Origin of the sequence: Streptomyces sp. CBMA123, from assembly GCF_014596465.1 — a bacterium.
Classification (GTDB): Bacteria; Actinomycetota; Actinomycetes; order Streptomycetales; family Streptomycetaceae; genus Kitasatospora.
In genome coordinates, this window is the sequence record NZ_MECK01000634.1 from 1 (window position 1) to 17,043 (window position 17,043).

Below are 17,043 nucleotides of genomic sequence, written 5' to 3' on the forward strand. Positions count from 1 at the left end.
CCTGGTGGTCAAGACCACCGAGACCCCGGCCGAGAAGGGCTGGAGCATCGACGAGACCAAGACCATCGCGCCGTGCCACACCCCGACGCCGACGCCCACCCCGACCCCCACCAAGACGCCCACCCCCCCCCCCACCCCCCCCCCCCCCCCCACCCCCCCCCCCCCCCCCCCCCCCCCCCCGCCCCCCCCCCGCCCCCCCCCCCCCCCCCCCCCCCCCCCCCCCCCCCCACCCCCCCCCCCCACCCCCCCCCCCCCAGCCCGCGCCCGCCGGTCCCATCGCCGTCCTGCTGATCGGCCCGGCCGGGGCGGGCAAGACCACCGTGGCCCGGTACTGGGCCGAGCGCCGGGCCACCCCGACGGCGCACATCAGCCTGGACGACGTCCGCGAGTGGGTGCAGTCCGGCTTCGCCAACCCGCAGGCCGGCTGGAACAACGCCTCCGAGGCCCAGTACCGGCTGGCCCGCCGCACCTGCGGGTTCGCCTGCCGCAACTACCTGGCCAACGGCATCTCCTGCATCATTGACGACGCCGTCTTCCCGGACCGCCCGGCGATCGGCCTCGGCGGCTGGAAGCGCCACATCGGCCCCGGCATGATCCCGGTCGTGCTGCTGCCCAGCCTGGACTCGGTGCTGCGCCGCAACGCCCGCCGCGGCGGCACCCGGCGGCTCGGTGACGAGGAGGTGGCGCGCATCCACGGGCGGATGGCCGGCTGGTACAACTCCGGGCTGCCGATCATCGACAACTCGTACCTGGACGTGGCCGGCACGGCCGCCGAGTTGGACCGCGTCATCATGGCCCGGCTGATGGGCATGCCGGTCCGCTGAACCGGGGTGTCGTCGGCGGCTGCGATGATGGAGCCGTCCCGCCGAAACCACCCGGGGAGCTGAACCCGTGCCGGAAGGCCACATCATCCACCGCCTCGCCGGTCAGAACCGTACGGCCTTCGGCGACCGCCCGGTGCGGGTCTCCAGCCCGCAGGGCCGCTTCGCCGACGAGGCCAAGGCCATCGACGGGCAGCTGCTCACCGGCGCGGAGGCCACCGGCAAGCACCTCTTCCTCGGCTTCGAGGAGGGCGCCTGGGTGCACGTCCACCTCGGCCTCTACGGCGGCTTCACCTTCGGCACCGGCCCCGCGCCCGAGCCCGTCGGCCTGGTCCGGCTGCGGCTGGCCAACGACGACGGCTACGCCGACCTGCGCGGTCCCACCACCTGTGCGCTGGTCACCGACGCCGAGAAGGCCGCCGTCGCCGCCCGGCTCGGCCCCGACCCGCTGCGCGCCGACGCCGACCCGGAGGCCGCCTGGCGCCGGATATCGGGCAGCCGCACGACCGTCGCCGCGCTGCTGATGGACCAGAAGGTGCTGGCCGGGGTCGGCAATGTGTACCGCGCCGAGGTGCTGTTCCGCCACCACATCGACCCGCACCGGGCCGGCCGCGACCTCACCCGCCGCGAGTGGGACGCGATCTGGGCCGACCTGGTCGCCCTGATGCACGAGGGCGTCGCGGCCGGCCGGATCGACACCGTCCGCCCCGAGCACACCCCGGAGGCGATGGGCCGCCCGCCCCGGGTGGACGACCACGGCGGCGAGGTGTACGTCTACCGCCGTGCCGCGATGCCCTGCCTGGTCTGCGGCACGGAGGTGCGGACGGAGGCGCACGCGGCCCGCAACCTGTTCTGGTGCCCGACCTGCCAGGCGGCCTGAGCGGTTGATCCGCCCACCGGGCGGGTGCCCAGCCCGTAGGCTGGGGCCCGACCGGCCGGAGGGAGCAGGCGGATGGATCCGCGCGAGGTGGCGAACACCGTGTCAGGCGCCACGGTGGGCGGCCACGTGGTCCAGGCGGGCAGCATCGGCTCGTTGCACCTCCACCAGCCGGCGTGCGTGCCCAGGCCCCGTCAGGTCCGGCCGCCGCACGGCCCCTTCGTCAACCGCGAGCCGGAACTCGCCGCGCTGACCGAGGCGTTGGGCCGGGTCGAGGCCGGCGGGCTCGGGATCGTGGTGTTCACCGGACTCGGCGGGGTCGGGAAGACCGAGCTGATCGCCAAGTTCACCGAGGAGCACCGGACGAGCTTCCCGGACGGGGACCTCTACGCGGACCTGCTGGCCTACCGGCACCAGAGCGGGGTGGACCTGCCGGACCTGCTGGCCGGCTTCCTGCGCGCGCTCGGCTCCGAACCCCCGGCAGCGGAGGCCGAGCGGTTCACCGAGTTCCGTACGGTCACCGCCGAACGCCGCTGCCTGTTCTTCCTGGACAACGTCGAGCACGCCGCCGAAGTCCGGGCGCTGCTCCCGTCCAGCGGGCTGGTGGTGGTCGCGAGTCGGCGCCGGCTGCCCGCGTTGCGGATGGACGGCGCCGAGGTGCGGCAGCTCGGGCCGCTGAGCGCGGCCGCCGGCGCCGAGCTGGTGCGCGGGTGGCTGGGCGTCGGGCGGGGCACCGAGGCGGAGTTGGCGGAGCTGGTCGAGGAGTGTGGCGGGCTGCCGCTCACGCTGAACGCGGTCGGGAGCCAGCTGCTGGACCGGGAGCACCTGCCGGTCGGCCGGGTGGTGGCCGAACTGCGCGACCGGGAGGGCAGGTTGGCCGTGCTGGAGGACGAGGAGAATGGCCTCGGCCCGACCTACGACGCGGTGTACGAGCGGCTGTCGCCGCAGGGCCGGGCGCTCTACCGGCTGATCGGTGTGCACCCGGGCCCCTTCGTGTCGGCCGAACTGGCCCGCGCGGCGGGCGTCGAGCAGGCCGCGCGGGCGCTGACCGAACTGCGTGCCGTGCACCTGGTGGACGAGGTGCTCGACGCCGACGCCGAGGACCGCTTCCGGGCCCATGACGTGGTGCGGCTGCACGCCTACGGCCGGACCCGTGAACTCCCCGGCCGGGTCGACCTGCTGGCCCGGGTGGTGGCCTACTACCGGGGCCGCTGCTCGCTGGCGGACCGGGCGATGGGGGCGCGGCTTCGGCTGCAGGAGCCCGGAGGCGAGGGACTGCCCGGCTTCGGCTCCGGGGCGGCGGCCCTGGAGTGGCTGCACGCCGAACGGGCCAATCTGCGCGCGGTCGTGGAGGCGGCGGCCGAGCAGCGGTGGCACGGCGAGGTGTGGCGGCTCTGCGAATCGCTGTGGCCGCTCTACCACAGCCGCAAGCTCTACCAGGACTGGATCGCCACCCATCGGCTGGGCGTCGAGTCGGCCCACTGGGACAACCAGCCGGGCGCGGTGGTCCGGATGCGCAACCAGCTCGCCCGCGCCCACTACGAGCGCAAGGAGTACGGGCAGGCCGCCGAGCAGTTGGCGCTCGCCGCGGAGCAGCTGCCGCTGGTGGCCGAGCGCCGGGTGGTGGGCGTGCTGTACGAGACGGACGGCCTGCTGTGCCTGGCCGACGGCCGTCCGGGCGAGGCGGTGGAACGGTTCACGCTGGCCCTGGCGGAGAACCGGGGCGATGCCCACGGCGAGATCGTGCAGAGCTACAACCTGGCGCAGGCGCTGATCGCCGACGGGCGGCCGGACGAGGCGCTGGCCGTGCTGACGGAGGCTGCCGCCCGGGCTTCGGACACCGACGACCACGACATGCTGATGAAGCTGCCGCTGGTGCGCGCCCGCGCCCACCGGGCGCTCGGGCAGCTCGACCTGGCCGTCGACGCCGCGGGCGAGTGCGTCCGCCGGGCCGGTGAGCGGAAGGCGTACCCGAAGGAGGCCCAGGCCCACACCCTGCTGGTCGCCCTCGCGGAGGAACTGGACGATCCGGAGCTGGCCGAGCGCAGCCGGGCGCGGCTGCGGGAGCTGGCTTCCTAGGGCGCGCCCCAGCGCCGCGCGCCCGGCGGGGAGCGTCGGAGATGTCCTAGGGACCGGTGGTGAAGGCGACCCGGGTGCGGTGCTCGCCGGTGTGGACGGTGAGTCCGTGCTCGGGCAGGCCGGCCGGGTCGCCGCCGTCGGCGAGCCAGCAGGCGACGGCGGAGCCGAGCAGCAGCGGGTCGAGGACGGGGTCGGGGTCGGCGAAGGCCGGTTCGGCGCGGGCCTCCAGCAGTAGGCCGGTGCGCAGCCGGAGCACGTGGCGGGCCGGGCCGAGGGCGGCCACGGCGACGGCGAGGCCGGGCAGTTCGGCGAAGGTGTCGGCGAGCCAGTGGGCGGCCGGGCGTTCGGCGTACGGCTCGGTGCGGGCGAGGACCTCGGCGGTGTGGCGCAGGGCGTCGCCGGGGTGGTCGTCGGTGAAGGCGTGGAAGCCGCGCGGGGTGTGGTCGACGGGGTCGATCGGGTAGCGCCGCAGGCTGACCTCCGTCCCCTCGCTCTTGCCCTCGACGTCGTACGCGGTGGGCCCTTGGGTGCTCCCGGGGCGGGGCACGGGGTGGGGATAGGGGCGCAGGACCGGTGCGGCCGCGGGTTCGTCCACGCCGTCGAGGAAGGAGTAGAGCAGCGGGCGCAGCACCCGGGCGGATTCGCCGCGGTGGGCCAGCGAGCGGTCGGTGAGGTCGCTCAGGTCGGCCGGGTCCCGGGCGAGGGCGCGTTCGAGCTGGGCGGCGAGGTCCCCGTCGGGGTCGAGGACGGGGGCGCTCTGGCCGAAGGCGTAGCCGGGGGAGTGCGGGTCGAGTTCGGCGGCGCCGGTGGCGACGATCATCGTTCGGCGTTCCAGGGCGGCGCCGTAGACGGAGACCGAGCCGTGGTCGCCGATCATGAAGTCGGCGGCGACGAGCGCGGCCTGCCAGCCCTGGTGGGGCGGGATGAGCCGCAGGCCCATCCGGCAGGCGTCGTCGAGCAGGGCCTCGGGGTCGTGTCGGCTCCAGATGTTGGGGTGGAGCACGACGGCCACCGTGTACTCGTCGGCGGGCAGTTGGCGGACCAGCCGTTGGGGGAGGTCGGGGTGGCGGCCGAATAACGAGTGCTCGCTCCAGGTGGAGTCGACGACGACGAGCCGGCGGCCGCGTACGGCGCCGAGTGCGGCGCGGTAGCCGTCACGGGAGCGTTCGCTGCGCAGGATCCGGTCGAAGCACGGGTCGCCGACGACCCGGGCGACGTCCAGGGCCTCGGGGCAGGAGGTCCGCAGCCGGTCCAGCTGTTCGGGGTGGGAGAGGCCGAGGACGTCCACGAACACCCGGCCGTGGTGGGTGAGTTCGTTGCGGGAGAGGCCGGCGGCGCTCACCTGGTCGCCGGTGGACTCGGTGACCAGCCGGTTGTAGCCGGCACCGTGCGGGAGGACGACCAGGCGGGCGTCCAGGCGGTGCATGGAGGAGTGGACGGCGCAGGCGACGGCCAGGTCGAAGCGGCGTCGGACGGCGTCCTCCCAGTCCAGCACGGTGTAGCCGGGCAGGCCGTGGAGGTACTCGTCCAGGGCGCGGTCGGCGAACACGGAGCCGGGGTTGACGGTGAAGTACCGCTCGATGCCGTCCGGGTTCAGCAGGGCGAGGACGTCCAGGACCCGGGTCGCGGAGGTGAGGGTGCGGGCGACCGCCAGCACGCGGGCCTTGACCGGGCGGGTGTTCCAGCGGTCGGCGGGCCAGACGTGGGGGTGGGACGGCACATCGTGATCGTACTCATCCGGCCGCGCCTAGGCGTCCGTTCGCGGGAGACGGGCAGTTCCGAGTGTCGGTCAGCCCGCCGCCGCGGTGGGCTCCTCGTGCTCGCCGGCGGCGCACTCGTCGAGGAGGGGGCGCAGGGCGTCGTCCACGAGCCGGTAGCGCACCACGCGTCCGTCCTTGTCGCCGGTGACCACGCCGGCGGTGCGGAGCAGCCGCAGGGCCTGGGAGACGGCCGGGTCGCGCATGCCGGTGGCGACCGCCAGGTCGCTGACGGCGAGCGGGCCGGCCCGGTGGAGGGCGAGCAGCAGGGCGAGCCGTCCGGGGTCGGAGAGCAGCGAGAACCGCTCGGCCCAGGACCGGACGTGGGCGGTGTCCCCGATGGCGGCGATGGCCTCGCAGACCCGGTGTCCGTCGATGGTGCGGTGGCCCGCGCGGTCGGCCGGTACGAGATGCATGCGGACATTCTGGCAGCTCACGACCTGTGATCCTGGACACCTGCACAGGTGCGCAGCCTTGCGGGGGTGCGGTCCTGCCCCTACGGTGTTCCCCGCCGTGGTGCTCGGGAAGACCGGTGACGGACCCTCAACAGGTCCCATTCCGGAGCGGCCCTCGCCACTGTGATCGGGGGACAGTCGTCCGAACCCACGTGCCACTGGGCGCCTCGTGCGCCTGGGAAGGCGGGTCCGGAAGCCCCGTAAGCCAGGAGACCGGCCACGGCATCTCACGAAGTCATTCCACGAGGTGCTGGAGCGTGATCCGAAGATGACCCTGCCCGAAACCGCCACGCCTGCCGAGGCGGCCCTCTCCGTCCTGCCCACCTTCCGGTGGAAGCGCGAGGACACTTTCCGTACCGCCGGGCTGATGGGGGTGATCCTCGCCATGCACGTGGTGGCCTTCGGGACGCTCGTCTTCCTGGTCGCGCCCCACGGCTACACGGTCGGCACCCAGGTGTTCGGGGTCGGCCTGGGCATCACCGCGTACACCCTGGGCATGCGGCACGCCTTCGACGCGGACCACATCGCGGTGATCGACAACACCACCCGCAAGCTGATGGCGGACGGCAAGCGTCCGGTCTCGGTGGGCTTCTGGTTCGCCCTCGGGCACTCCTCGATGGTGGTCCTGATGGCCGCCCTGGTGGCGGGCGGCGCCCAGCTGGCGAACACCCTGATGGACGACGACTCGGCCACCCACAAGTGGCTCGGGCTGGTCGGCACCACGGCCTCCGGCGCCTTCCTCTACCTGATCGGGGCGCTCAACCTGGCGGCGCTGCTCGGCATCCTCAAGGTGTTCCGCTCGATGCGGGCCGGAAGGTACGACGAGGCGGAGCTGGAGGAGCACCTCAACTCGCGCGGCTTCATGGCCCGGATCCTGAACAGGGCGACCCGCTCGATCACCCGGCCCGGGCAGATGTTCCCGGTCGGCATGGTGCTGGGCCTGGGCTTCGACACCGCGACCGAGGTCACCCTGATGGTGATGGCCGGTTCGGGCGCGGCGGCGGGGCTGCCCTGGTACGCGATCGTCTGCCTGCCGCTGCTGTTCGCGGCCGGGATGAGCCTGTTCGACACCCTGGACGGGACGTTCATGAACTTCGCGTACCAGTGGGCCTTCTCCAACCCGGTGCGCAAGGTGTACTACAACCTGACCATCACCGGGCTGTCGATCGCGGTGGCCTTCATCATCGGCACCATCGAGCTGGTCGGCGTGCTGCACGAGAAGCTCGACCTGACCGACCCGGTGACCGGGTTCATCGCGGACATCTCGCTGGACAACGTCGGCTACGCGATCGCGGGGTTGTTCGTGGTGGTGTGGGCGATCGCCATCGCCTACTGGAAGCTGACCGGCGTCGAGAAGCGCTGGACGCCCGCGAAGCGGCCGTAGCGGGAGGCCGCCCGGTGGTCACGCCGCCGCGAGCAGCAGCGTGCCCGCGACGGCGAGCCCGGCGCCGACCACCTGGACCGGGCGCAGCCGCTCCTTCAGCACGCCGCGCGCCAGCAGGGCGGTGACCACCGGGTAGAGCGAGGCGAGCACGGCGGCCGTCGCGGGCGAGTCACCGTGCGAGGCCATCGCGTAGGCGGCGTTGCCCGCGACGTCGGCCAGCCCGACGCAGGTGAGCAGGGGCAGGCGGGAGCGCAGCTCCGGCAGCAGCCCGGCGGTGTCGGTGCCGCGCAGCCCGATCAGCAGCGCGGCACCGCCGACGAGGATATTGACGAGCCGCTGGACGAACAGCGCGAGCAGCAGCCCGCCGCCGGCCGAGGCCTGCGAGAGCAGTGACATGGTGGCCCCGAAGCCGAAGGCGGCGGCCAGGGTGAGCAGCAGGGCGGTGCGGGCCGCGGCCGGGCCGCCGCGCTCGGGGCCGCCGGCCAGCACCACGCCGGCCACCGCCACCGCGATCCCGGCGAGCTGGCCGGGGCCGGGCCGCTCGCCGAGGGCGAGCCCGACGCCGACCGGCACCACGACGCCGACGGTGGCGAGCGGGGACACCACTCCCATCGGGCCGAGTGCGAGCGCCCGGTAGAAGGCGAGCATCGCGAACGGGCCGATCACCCCAGCGGCGACGGCGTACCAGAGCGCCGGGGAGGCGTGGGCCGGGCCGCCGGTGGCCAGGAGCGCGAGGAGCAGGACGGCGGTGGCCGTGCCCTGGGAGACGACCACGACGGCGAGCGCGGGCAGCCGGCGGGTGAGGACGCCGCCGCCGAAGTCGCCCAGGCCGGTGAGCAGGCTGGCGGCGAGGGCGAGCAGGGCGGTCACCGGAGCGACCCGGGGTTCGAGGACAGCACAATGCACTCCGAAGTACAGTCGGATGGACTCGTTGCTGGAACGGCAGCGTAGTGCACTGAACTGAACTCGGCCGAACAATATTCTGTACTTCTCGTACGGTGGACACCGGAGGACTGCCCGCGTGCCGGACCCCGACCTCGTCTCCCGGGCCCTCGCCCGGAACGTCAAGCGGCTGCGCACCGAGCGCGGCCACACCCTGGACGCCCTGGCCGCCCGCTCCGGGGTGAGCCGCGGCATGATCGTCCAGATCGAGCAGGGCCGCACCAATCCGAGCGTGGCCACCGTCGTACGGCTCGGCGATGCGCTCGGCGTCTCGATCGCCACCCTGCTCGACTACGAGGAGGGCCCGGACGTCCGGATCGTGCCCGGCGACCAGGCCGTCCCGCTCTGGACCGGACCGGCCGGCGGGACGGGCACCCTGCTGCACGGGATCGAGGCCCCCGGGCCGCTGGAGCTGTGGGACTGGCGGATGGCGCCCGGCGAGGAGTACTCCTCCGAGCCGCACCCGGCCGGGACGGTGGAACTCCTCCGGGTCGTCGAGGGCGAGCTGACCCTGGTGCACGGCGAGCGCGAGCACGCGGTGCCGGCCGGCAGCACGGTCTCCTTCGACGCCTCCTTCGCGCACGTCTACCGCAACGCGGGGGAGCGGGAGCTGCGGCTGACCATGGTGGTGTCGGTGCCGCCGCCGCGCTGAGCCCCTCCCGTGCACGCCGGAACGGCGCCTCCCCTGGTCGGGGGGCGCCGTTCCGGCGTCGTGCCGTCAGTGCCGGTCGCCGTAGCGGCGGCGGAACTGCTCCACCCGGCCGGCGGTGTCGAGCACCCGGGACTGACCGGTGTAGAAGGGGTGGCTCGCCGAGGAGATCTCGACGTCGATCACCGGGTAGGTGTTGCCGTCCTCCCACTCGACGGTGCGGTCGCTGGTGACGGTCGAGCGGGTGAGGAAGGCGAGGCCGCCGACCTTGTCGCGGAAGACGACCGGGCGGTAGCTGGGGTGGATTCCGGGCTTCATGGCTGGGCTCCTCCGGGGTGGTGGGTCAGCGGGGTGGTGGGTCAGCGGGGCGGTGGGTCGGTGGGGTGGCGGGACGTGGTGGGTCGGCGGGGTGGTGGGTCAGCGCTCTTCGCGGAAGTCGACGTGCCGGCCCGCGGCCGGGTCGTACTTGCGCAGGACCATCCGGTCCGGGTCGTTGTGCCGGTTCTTGCGGGTCACGTACGTGTAGCCGGTGCCGGCGGTGGAGCGGAGCTTGATCACCGGGCGCAGTTCGCTGCGGGCCATCGGGCGTCCTCCTGGGGCCTGGTGGTGCGGGATTCGGGGCTGGGTCGGAACCGTACACCGAAATGGAAGTCATTTTCATCTGGTGTAACGTGACCACCGTCCCGCCCATTCCCGGACGCCAGGGAGCACCCATGTCCGCCCACTGCCAGCTCACCGGCCGCCGGCCCGGCTTCGGCAACGCGATCTCGCACTCGCACCGCCGCACCCCGCGCCGCTTCGACCCCAACATCCAGCGCAAGCGCTACTGGCTGCCCAGCGAGGGCCGCCACGTGCGGCTCGTCCTGAGCGCCAAGGGCATCCGCACCATCGACACGATCGGCATCGAGGCCGCCGTCGCCCGCATCCGCGCCCGGGGGGAGAAGGTCTGATGGCCAAGCAGAGCAAGATCGCCAAGAACGAGCGGCGCCGCGCGACCGTCGCCCGCTACGCCGAGCGCCGGGCCGCACTCAAGCGGATCATCGCCCACCCCGGCACCGCCCCCGCCGAGCGCGCCGCCGCCCAGGCCGAACTCGCCCGCCAGCCGCGCGACGCCAGCGCCACCAGGGTCCGCAACCGCGACGCCGTCGACGGCCGCCCCCGCGGCTACCTGCGCGCCTTCGGCCTCTCCCGGGTCAACCTGCGGGTGCACGCCCACGCCGGGCACCTGCCGGGCGTCCGCAAGGCGAGCTGGTGAGCGGCATGGACGGGACCAGGCTCCCGGTGGTCGTGGTCGCCGGCCTCCACCAGGACGAACGCCGGGCCGCCGTCCAGGAGTTGACGGCCACCGCGGTGGATGCCGTGGTGCTGCGGCACGACCTGCGGGACGCCTCCCGCGGCCTCGTCCACCGCGAACTGCGGGACGCGGGCGGGGCGTTCGACACCGCGACGGTCCCGCTGGTGAACGACTGCGGCTGCTGCGCCCTGCGCGAGGACCTGCTGCCCCGGCTGCTGGAGATCGCCGACGGCGGCCGGTACGGGCTCGCGGTGGTCGAACTCTGGGGCGGCAGCGACCCGCACCCCGCCGTCGAGGTGCTCGCCGGCGGCGAGGTGGACGGCCGGCTCCTGGCGGAGGCGATCGAACTCGCGGGCGTGGTCACCGCCGTCGACCCGGACCGGCTGATCGCCGAACTCTCCGTCCCCGACGACCTGCTGGAGCACGGCGAACACACCGCCGCCCGGGACGACCGCACCCGCGCGGAGGCGCTCGCCCACCAGGTCGAGTACGCCACCACCCTCGCCGTGCCGTGCGCCGCGGCGCACGCGCCGGGGCTCGCACTGCTGCGCCGGCTCCACCCGACCGCCCGGGTGGTCCGGCTCGGCACCGGCGCGCTCACCCGGGCCGCGCTCGGCGGCTTCGACGTCGCCGCCGCCCGCGACCGCGTCAACCCGGCGATCGCGCTGCTCCCCCAGGAGGGCGACGAGGCCGGGGTGGCGACCCTGGTCTGGGAGCGCCGCCGCCCCCTCCACCCGGAACGGCTGCACCGGGCCCTCGAACTGCTCGTCCCGGCCGCCCAACGCAGCCGCGGCCGGTTCTGGCTGGCCAACCGGCCCGACCTGATGCTCGCCTGGGACGCGGCCGGGGCCAACCTCGCGGTCGAGGAGTGCGGGCCGTGGCTCTCCGCCCTGCCCGACGCCGCCTGGGACCTCTACCCGCCGGCCCGCCGCGCCGCCGCCGCCCTCGACTGGCACCCGCTGCACGGCGACCGGGTCCAGCAGCTCAGCTTCACCGCCGAGGGGCTGGACGTCGACGGCATCACCGAACTGCTCGACTCCTGCCTGCTCACCGACGCCGAACTCGCCGCCGGCGAACCCGGCTGGAAGGCCCTCCCGGACGCCTTCCAGGACCTGCTCGACCCCGTCCACCTCTGAAGCCCCCGGAACCCCCGAAGCCCGGAAACCTCCGGAACCTCTGAAACGGAGCACCCATGCGCAAACGCACCACCCCGCCGAAGGCCCGCCCCAACCCGCTGATCGCGGCCGGTATCGAGTACATCGACTACAAGGACACCGACCTGCTGCGCCGCTTCGTCTCCGACCGCGGCAAGATCCTCCCCCAGCCTTCGGCCGGGAGGGGCCCCCATCGGCGCGTCACCCGCCTCACCGTCCAGCAGCAGCGGGCGATGGCCCGGGCGATCAGGAACGCCCGCGAGATGGCCCTCCTCCCGTACGCCTCCGGCACCACCCGATAGGAGCCCCCGATGGCAGTCCCCAAGCGCAGGACCTCCCGCAGCAACACCCGGCACCGCCGCGCCCAGTGGAAGGCGACCGCTCCCAAGCTGGTGCCGATCACCCTCGACGGCCGCGAGCTGCTCGTCCCGCAGAACCTCGTCCCGGCCTACCGTCGCGGGCTGATCGATCCGGAGGCGCGGTAGCGGCGAACCGCACGGGAGGGGAGGTGGTGGGGAGGGGCGGGCGGGGGCGCGCGGGGCGCAGTGGGGTGCCGGAGCATCCGGCGGGGGTGCTCGGCGGGCGGTTCGGGCCGAGGGTTCGTAGGCTCGACGCATGGCGGATGCGTACGCGGGTCGGCGGGAGCGGGTGAGGGAGCACTGCGGTGCGGCCGGGGCCGATGCGGCGCTGATCACCCGGGCGGCGAACGTGCGGTATCTGACGGGCTGCGCGCCCTGCGGGGCGACCTTGCTGCTGACCCGGGACCGGACGCTGCTGACGCTGCCGGACGACCTGCCGCCGGACGACTCCGGGGAGCACCTGATCGCCCCCGACGTCACCCAGGTGCCGGTGCCGGCCGGGTCGGACACCGCGCTGGCCGCCGCGGCCACGGCCGGGCGGCTGGGGGTGCGGGGCCTGGCGGTGGAGGAGCACGACCTGACCGTCACCCGGCACCGGGCGGTGGCGGGCCTGCTGGAGGGGGCCCGGCTGACGGACCTCGGCCGGCTGGTGGAGCGGCTGCGGGTGGTGAAGGACGAGCACGAGATCGCCGACCTGCGGATCGCCGCCGAGATCGCCGACCAGGCGCTCGGCGAGCTGCTGGAGTCGATCCTGGTCGGCCGGACCGAGCGGCACCTGGCGATGGAGCTGGAGCGCCGGATGATCGACCACGGCGCCGACCGGGCCGCCTTCCCGGTGTCCGTCGGCACCGGCGGCCACTCCGGCCAGCCCGCCCACCAGCCGACCGACCGGCGGGTGGAGGAGGGTGACTTCCTCACCGTGGTGATGGGCGCCCAGTACCGCGGCTACGGCGTCTCCACCGCCCGGACCTTCGTGATCGGGGCCGCTCCCGCGCCCTGGCAGGTCGAGCTGCACCGGCTGGTCTTCCGGGCCCAGCGGGCCGGCCGGGAGGCGCTCGGCCCGGGGGTGGAGCAGTGCGTGCCCGACCGGGTCGCCCGCCAGGTCCTGGAGGCGGCCGGCCACACCGAGGCCTCGCCGCACCCGGTGGGCCACGGCATCGGGCTGGAGATCCGGGAGGCGCCGCGCCTCGGTCCTTCGGACATGGGTAAACTGGACAGCCGCGTGCCGGTCACCGTCGGCCCAGGGGTCCACCTCCCGGGCAAGGGCGGGGTCCGGATCGAGGACACGCTCGTCGTACGCCCCCTCGAGGAGGGCGGGCCCGAGCTGCTCACCATCACCACCAAGGAGCTCCTCGCCCTGTGACGGCGGCCCCGAAGGCCGTCGGCGACAGGACGCGACCCCTTGGTTCCTTGACAGCTATATCCAGGAGTAAGTGCGCCCGTGGCTTCCACGAACGATCTCAAGAACGGCATGGTCCTCAAGCTGGAGGGCGGCAAGCTCTGGTCCGTCGTCGAGTTCCAGCACGTCAAGCCCGGCAAGGGCCCGGCCTTCGTGCGTACGAAGCTCAAGGAGGTCCTGACGGGCAAGGTCGTCGACAAGACCTTCAACGCCGGCACCAAGGTCGAGACCGCCAACGTCGACAAGCGCGGCATGCAGTTCTCGTACAAGGACGGCGAGAACTTCGTGTTCATGGACATGGACACCTACGACCAGCTGACCATCGAGCCCGCCGTCGTCGGCGACGCCTCCAAGTACCTGCTGGAGGGCTTCGAGGCCCTCGTCGCGCAGAACGAGGGCGAGGTGCTCTACATCGAGCTCCCGACCTCCGTCGAGCTGACCATCGCCGAGACCGAGCCGGGCGTCCAGGGCGACCGCTCCACCGGTGGCACCAAGCCGGCCACCCTGGAGACGGGTGCCGAGATCCAGGTGCCGCTCTTCATCACCACCGGTGAGAAGGTCAAGGTCGACACCCGCGACGGCAGCTACCTCGGCCGGGTGAAGTAAGTCCGTGTCGGCCGCACGTAGCAAGGCCCGTACCCGGGCCTTCCAGATCCTCTTCGAGGCCGACCACCGCGGGGTCGACCCGCAGCAGGTCCTCGCCGACTGGGTGGCCCGCGCCCGCGAGCCCAAGCCCGACGAGGGCACCCCGCAGGTCGGCGAGTACACGATGGAGCTCATCGAGGGGTACGTCCAGTACGCCGGTCGCATCGACGACCTGATCGAGCAGTACGCGGTGGGCTGGACCCTCGACCGGATGCCGATCGTGGACCGCAACGTCCTGCGGCTCGGCGCGTACGAGCTGATCTGGGAGGACGGCGTCCCGGACGCGGTCGTCCTGGACGAGGCCGTCGAGATCGCCAAGGAGTTCTCCACGGACGACTCCCCGGCCTTCGTCAACGGCATGCTCGCCCGCTTCATGGAACTGAAGCCGAGCATCCGCCGGTAACCGGTGACGCCTTGTGGAACGGCCGTCGGACCCGAACTTTCGGGTCCGACGGCCGTTTCGCTGATCCGACAGTCGTCAGGTGCACCCGGTGGGCGTAATGTGGATCCCTACTCGCCAGTAACTTCGCTGGCGGGACCGCCGGCGACCGCGTCAGCGCACTGAAGGGCAGGCCACCCATGACCACCGCGACCCGCAGCGAGTTCGACCGGGGCATCGCCCTGACCAGACACCCCGAGGAGGCCGGCCGCTACGAGGCCGAACTCGGCGCCGGCTGGCAGATCGGCGGCGGGGTCAACGGCGGGCTGCTGCTCGCCGTGGCCGGACACGCGCTGTCGCTGGAGCACGGGCAGCACCCGGACCCGGTGTCGATCAGCGGTTACTACCTGTCCGCCTCCACCCCCGGCCCGGCCACCGTCCGCACCGAGGTGCTGCGCTCCGGCCGCGGCCTGTCCACCGGCACCGCCTCGCTCAGCCAGGACGGCGTCGAACGCCTGCGGGTGGTGGCCAGCCACGGTGACCTCGCCACCGCCGACGGCGAGGTGCGCACCAGCGCCACCCCGCCGCAGCTGCCGCCGCCGGAGCAGTGCATCGGCATCGAGCACGCGCCCCGGCAGCTGGTCGAGCAGGCCGCCCTGCTGGAGCGCTTCGACCTGCGGCTCGACCCGGCCACCGTCGGCTGGGCGCTCGGACAGCCCTCCGGCAACGGCCGGATCCAGGGCTGGTTCCGGCTCGCCGACGGCCGCGAGCCCGACCCGCTGCTGCTCCTGCTGGTCGCCGACGCGCTGCCGCCGGTCACCTTCGACCTCGGCCTGCCCGGCTGGGCCCCGACCGTCGAGCTGACCGTCCACCTGCGCGCCAAGCCCGCCCCGGGCTGGCTGCGGGTCGTCCACTCCACCCGCAACATGGCCGGCGGCTACTTCGAGGAGGACGCCGAGATCTGGGACGAGGCCGGTCGCCTGGTCGCCCAGTCCCGCCAGCTGGCCCGGGTGCCGCGATAGGGCTTGGCCTGGCTCCTGACGACTCGGCGAACTCGGCTATTACCGGTGGTTACATTCCTGTGACACGCCGTACGTGTGTGGCGCGCGGAACTGGGGAGTAACACGGTCAGCGGCGAGCTCCGCCGCTGACCGTCACCGCCAGACGCCCGTCCGCCGACGCCAGGAGCCCCCGATGACCAGCCGCAAGGGCCGCGCCCGCCGCAACTCCGACTGCACCGCCGGCGGCCCGCGCCCCGCGCTGCGGGCGCCGCACCGGCCGCAGCGGGTCGAGGGGGCCGAGCAGGCGTTCGTCATGGGGGTGCTCACCAGCGCCGCGGACTTCGCCCGGGCCCGCGCCTGGGGGGTCTGCGACGCCCCCGACTACGAGCGCTACCTGGCCGACACCGCCGAGCTGCTGGCCGACGCGCTGGAGCGGTTCGAGACCGTCCGGGCCCGGATGTTCCACCCGCAGGACTTCGCGGAGTTCTGCCTGCTGCACGGACTGGACCCGGCCGAGCCCGCCGCCCGGGACCGCTACCTGGTCAACCCGCCGCTGCACACCCAGCTGCTGGCCTATCAGGGCGAGGAACTGGCCGGGGACTTCGTGCCGCGGCTGGTCCGGGCCCGGGAGAACGGGCTGACGCTCTGCCACGCCGACCTGCTGCTCGACGGCGGGCTGTACGGGGGCGCGGCGGAGACGGACGAGGAGCACGTGCGCTGGGTTCGCGCCGCCTACCAGCGCGGGGGCGAGGTGTTCCGCCGGATGCTGGTCGGCGCGGGCGCCGGGGTGTACGAGCTGCGGCTGCGGGTGGAGGCGCCGGGCGGGAAGCTGACCGCGGCGGCCCGGGTGCTGCAGTGGGAGGACGGCGTGGTGCGGATCAACGACGAGGACCTGGAGCTGGTCTGCGCCGTGCTGTGCGCGGGGCTGGCGCTGGAGCTGCCCGCGGTCGCCGTGCTCCACGGCTCGCAGGGCTCGGCCGCCTCCTGCGGCGAGTACCTGCCGGCGGCCTGGGCCTGGTCGAGCAGCGGGCCGGACTGGGCACCGGCCGCCCGCCCGGTCCGGCTGGACGGGATCGCGGCGCAGCCGGGCTACAGCCTGGGGACGGTCTGCTGAGGTCTGGCCGAGGCCTGGCCGAGGTGGCGGTCACAGCGACACCGCGGCGCGGCTCCCCTGGTCCGGGGAACCGCGCCGTGACGTTTCTGCTTGCCAGCACTGAGGAAAACAGCGCATGGCAGTGACGTGCCTACCGAGAGAAGCCGGCGAGCGTCAGCTCGCGTCCTCCTCGCGCACCGCGCGGCGCGCGTCGGGGTTGAGCACGCCCCAGGAGATCAGCTGCTCGGTGAGGATCGACGGCGACTGGTCGTAGATGACGGCCAGAGTGCGCAGGTCGTCCTGACGGATCGAGAGGACCTTGCCGTTGTAGTCGCCGCGCTGGCTCTGGATGGTCGCCGCATAGCGCTGCAGCGGCCCGGCCTTCTCGGACGGGACCTGGGTCAGTCTCTCCAGGTCGAGGACCAGGCGCGGCGGCGGCTCGGCCGCGCCGCCGGGGGTGCCTCCGGGCAGCAGCTCCTGCACCGGCACGCCGTAGAACTCGGCGAGCTCGGCCAGCCGCTGCACGGTGACCGCACGGTCGCCGCGCTCGTAGGAGCCGACGACGACTGCCTTCCAGCGCCCCTGGGACTTCTCCTCGACACCGTGCAGGGAGAGCCCCTGCTGAGTGCGGATCGCTCGGAGCTTGCCTCCGAGCTGCTTCGCGTAGTCGCTGGACATTGATCTCCCCGGACGAGATTGCTTCGCGTTCAGTGGTGGGTCACGGGCGATTCGCCGACGTCGTTACCGGTGGGTTC

21 protein-coding genes and 1 riboswitch are annotated in these 17,043 nt (G+C 73.8%); of the genes, 15 read left to right on the forward strand and 6 right to left on the reverse strand.

All coding sequences use genetic code 11. The features are described from left to right. The 3 genes from BG452_RS43785 to BG452_RS43795 form a co-directional block, all read left to right on the forward strand. The coding region (locus BG452_RS43785) for an AAA family ATPase (protein ID WP_188309972.1) at positions 1-824 on the forward strand (824 nt) is incomplete at its 5' end. Positions 825-891: 67 nt separating this feature from the next. Continuing rightward, entirely contained in the window at positions 892-1,701 is an 810-nt protein-coding gene (locus BG452_RS43790; protein ID WP_188309973.1) for an Fpg/Nei family DNA glycosylase, read from the forward strand. 72 nt (positions 1,702-1,773) lie between these two features. Beyond that, the gene (locus BG452_RS43795; protein WP_188309974.1) at positions 1,774-3,777 is read left to right on the forward strand and encodes an AAA family ATPase; all 2,004 of its coding nucleotides are present in this window, start codon (positions 1,774-1,776) and stop codon (positions 3,775-3,777) included. A 46-nt stretch (positions 3,778-3,823) separates the two neighbouring features. Here the strand turns inward: BG452_RS43795 and BG452_RS43800 are convergent, their stop codons facing one another. After that, on the reverse strand, positions 3,824-5,497 hold the full coding sequence (locus BG452_RS43800; RefSeq protein ID WP_317621519.1) for a hypothetical protein: 1,674 nt from the start codon (positions 5,495-5,497) through the stop codon (positions 3,824-3,826). 69 nt (positions 5,498-5,566) lie between these two features. Then, entirely contained in the window at positions 5,567-5,950 is a 384-nt protein-coding gene (locus BG452_RS43805) for an ArsR/SmtB family transcription factor (RefSeq protein WP_188309975.1), read from the reverse strand. An 81-nt stretch (positions 5,951-6,031) separates the two neighbouring features. Beyond that, positions 6,032-6,226, forward strand: a riboswitch (cobalamin riboswitch). A gap of 31 nt (positions 6,227-6,257) precedes the next feature. On the opposite strand from BG452_RS43805, the gene BG452_RS43810 reads away from it, so the two are divergent. Next, positions 6,258-7,373 carry a HoxN/HupN/NixA family nickel/cobalt transporter gene (locus tag BG452_RS43810; protein ID WP_188309976.1) on the forward strand — a complete coding sequence of 372 codons (1,116 nt, stop codon included), beginning with the start codon at positions 6,258-6,260 and terminating at the stop codon, positions 7,371-7,373. Between the two features lie 18 nt (positions 7,374-7,391). Here the strand turns inward: BG452_RS43810 and BG452_RS43815 are convergent, their stop codons facing one another. Continuing rightward, positions 7,392-8,243, reverse strand: a complete 852-nt coding sequence (locus BG452_RS43815) for an EamA family transporter (protein WP_188309977.1) — start codon at positions 8,241-8,243, stop codon at positions 7,392-7,394. Positions 8,244-8,394: 151 nt separating this feature from the next. Here BG452_RS43815 and BG452_RS43820 point away from each other — a divergent pair, with 151 nt between their 5' ends. Beyond that, on the forward strand, positions 8,395-8,967 hold the full coding sequence (locus BG452_RS43820) for a helix-turn-helix domain-containing protein (RefSeq protein WP_188309978.1): 573 nt from the start codon (positions 8,395-8,397) through the stop codon (positions 8,965-8,967). 66 nt (positions 8,968-9,033) lie between these two features. On the opposite strand, the gene BG452_RS43825 is transcribed toward BG452_RS43820, so the two are convergent. Beyond that, on the reverse strand, positions 9,034-9,282 hold the full coding sequence (locus tag BG452_RS43825) for a type B 50S ribosomal protein L31 (protein WP_188309979.1): 249 nt from the start codon (positions 9,280-9,282) through the stop codon (positions 9,034-9,036). Positions 9,283-9,381: 99 nt separating this feature from the next. Further along, on the reverse strand, positions 9,382-9,546 hold the full coding sequence (gene rpmG / locus BG452_RS43830; RefSeq protein ID WP_188309980.1) for a 50S ribosomal protein L33: 165 nt from the start codon (positions 9,544-9,546) through the stop codon (positions 9,382-9,384). Between the two features lie 131 nt (positions 9,547-9,677). Here rpmG and rpmB point away from each other — a divergent pair, with 131 nt between their 5' ends. From rpmB to BG452_RS43880, 10 genes are all read left to right on the forward strand, one after another. Continuing rightward, on the forward strand, positions 9,678-9,914 hold the full coding sequence (rpmB, locus tag BG452_RS43835) for a 50S ribosomal protein L28 (RefSeq protein ID WP_188309981.1): 237 nt from the start codon (positions 9,678-9,680) through the stop codon (positions 9,912-9,914). After that, positions 9,914-10,219: a 30S ribosomal protein S14 gene (gene rpsN, locus BG452_RS43840; RefSeq protein WP_188309982.1), complete on the forward strand. Its 306-nt coding sequence runs from the start codon at positions 9,914-9,916 to the stop codon at positions 10,217-10,219. Before rpmB ends, rpsN begins: the two co-directional genes overlap by 1 nt. 5 nt (positions 10,220-10,224) lie before the next feature. After that, the gene (locus BG452_RS43845) at positions 10,225-11,394 is read left to right on the forward strand and encodes a CobW family GTP-binding protein (protein ID WP_188309983.1); all 1,170 of its coding nucleotides are present in this window, start codon (positions 10,225-10,227) and stop codon (positions 11,392-11,394) included. A 56-nt stretch (positions 11,395-11,450) separates the two neighbouring features. Continuing rightward, complete coding sequence (rpsR, locus tag BG452_RS43850; protein ID WP_188309984.1) at positions 11,451-11,714, forward strand: 30S ribosomal protein S18; 264 nt, start codon at positions 11,451-11,453, stop codon at positions 11,712-11,714. A 9-nt stretch (positions 11,715-11,723) separates the two neighbouring features. After that, positions 11,724-11,897, forward strand: a complete 174-nt coding sequence (gene rpmF, locus BG452_RS43855; protein WP_188309985.1) for a 50S ribosomal protein L32 — start codon at positions 11,724-11,726, stop codon at positions 11,895-11,897. Positions 11,898-12,027: 130 nt separating this feature from the next. Further along, positions 12,028-13,134: an aminopeptidase P family protein gene (locus tag BG452_RS43860; protein ID WP_188309986.1), complete on the forward strand. Its 1,107-nt coding sequence runs from the start codon at positions 12,028-12,030 to the stop codon at positions 13,132-13,134. 78 nt (positions 13,135-13,212) lie between these two features. Then, positions 13,213-13,776: an elongation factor P gene (gene efp / locus BG452_RS43865; RefSeq protein ID WP_188309987.1), complete on the forward strand. Its 564-nt coding sequence runs from the start codon at positions 13,213-13,215 to the stop codon at positions 13,774-13,776. Between the two features lie 4 nt (positions 13,777-13,780). Continuing rightward, complete coding sequence (gene nusB, locus BG452_RS43870; protein WP_188309988.1) at positions 13,781-14,218, forward strand: transcription antitermination factor NusB; 438 nt, start codon at positions 13,781-13,783, stop codon at positions 14,216-14,218. Positions 14,219-14,394: 176 nt separating this feature from the next. Further along, a complete protein-coding gene (locus BG452_RS43875; RefSeq protein ID WP_188309989.1) occupies positions 14,395-15,216 on the forward strand; it encodes a thioesterase family protein in 822 nt (273 codons plus the stop codon). Positions 15,217-15,388: 172 nt separating this feature from the next. Continuing rightward, on the forward strand, positions 15,389-16,309 hold the full coding sequence (locus tag BG452_RS43880; RefSeq protein WP_188309990.1) for a hypothetical protein: 921 nt from the start codon (positions 15,389-15,391) through the stop codon (positions 16,307-16,309). 153 nt (positions 16,310-16,462) lie between these two features. On the opposite strand, the gene BG452_RS43885 is transcribed toward BG452_RS43880, so the two are convergent. Then, complete coding sequence (locus BG452_RS43885; RefSeq protein WP_030056198.1) at positions 16,463-16,966, reverse strand: transcriptional regulator; 504 nt, start codon at positions 16,964-16,966, stop codon at positions 16,463-16,465. Between the last annotated feature and the right edge of the window lie 77 nt (positions 16,967-17,043).